Source organism: Actinomadura logoneensis (assembly GCF_003428695.1).
GTDB classification, from domain to species: Bacteria; Actinomycetota; Actinomycetes; order Streptosporangiales; family Streptosporangiaceae; genus Spirillospora; species Spirillospora logoneensis.
Window position 1 is genome coordinate 1 of record NZ_QURH01000392.1, and the last position, 732, is coordinate 732.

Annotated in this window: 1 protein-coding gene and 1 pseudogene; one reads left to right on the plus strand and one right to left on the minus strand. The window is 77.6% G+C overall.

What is annotated here, in order from left to right; genetic code table 11:
• Positions 1 to 224: pseudogene (locus DZF91_RS22895) on the minus strand (GNAT family N-acetyltransferase); the annotation flags it as partial.
• 217 nt (positions 225 to 441) lie between these two features.
• Between DZF91_RS22895 and DZF91_RS22900 the strand changes: the two are divergent.
• On the plus strand, positions 442 to 732 hold a 291-nt coding region (locus DZF91_RS22900; RefSeq protein WP_117359467.1), incomplete at its 3' end, for an ACT domain-containing protein.

Here is a 732-nt window from a genome sequence, read left to right on the forward strand (position 1 = left end):
GGCCGGCGCAGGGCCGGGCGCAGCGCCCACAGGCCGTAGCCCGAGGCGGCGAAGTCCCGCCGGCTGGCGGCGATGATCTCGGTGACCTGCCGGGCCGAGACCCGGCGGTCGCCGAACAGGTGGCGGCGGACGAGCGGGCCCGTCCAGTGCGCCAGCAGCGCCGCGTGGTCGCCCGGGCCCACCGGGCGCAGCGCCAGCCGCCCGGTGCGCAGCTCCTCGCTCACCGCCCCGCGCGGCGGAAAGCTCCGCCGGGAGCGGACAGGACGCAGATCACTTACGGAACGCTAGGCGCTCGCCCCGGCCCGCTCAAGGCCGGAGGTGAAGGTGAAACTCTCACCTCACGCCGGTGTAGCGGTTCCGTAACACCGGCGGGCGACAGTGGCCCGGACGACCACGGCCCGGCACCCGCACCGGACCGTCGCGACCCGGAGGGACAGGCCCATGCCGCTGCTGCGCATCCGCACCGAGATCGAGGACCGCCCCGGCCGTCTCGCCGCCCTGACCGCGGCGCTGGCCGCGCGCGGCGCGAACATCCTCGGGCTGACCGTCCAGATGGGGACCGACGGCGTGGTGGACGAGTTCGTGGTGAACGTCCCGTCCGGCGGGGCGGGACCGGACGAGCTCGCCGGAGCCGCCGCGGCGGCGGGAGGCGTGCGCACGGCCGTCGTCCCGGCACGCCCGCGCGACCTGGTGGACGAGCCGACCCGCGCGCTGGCCCTCGCCGCCCGCGCC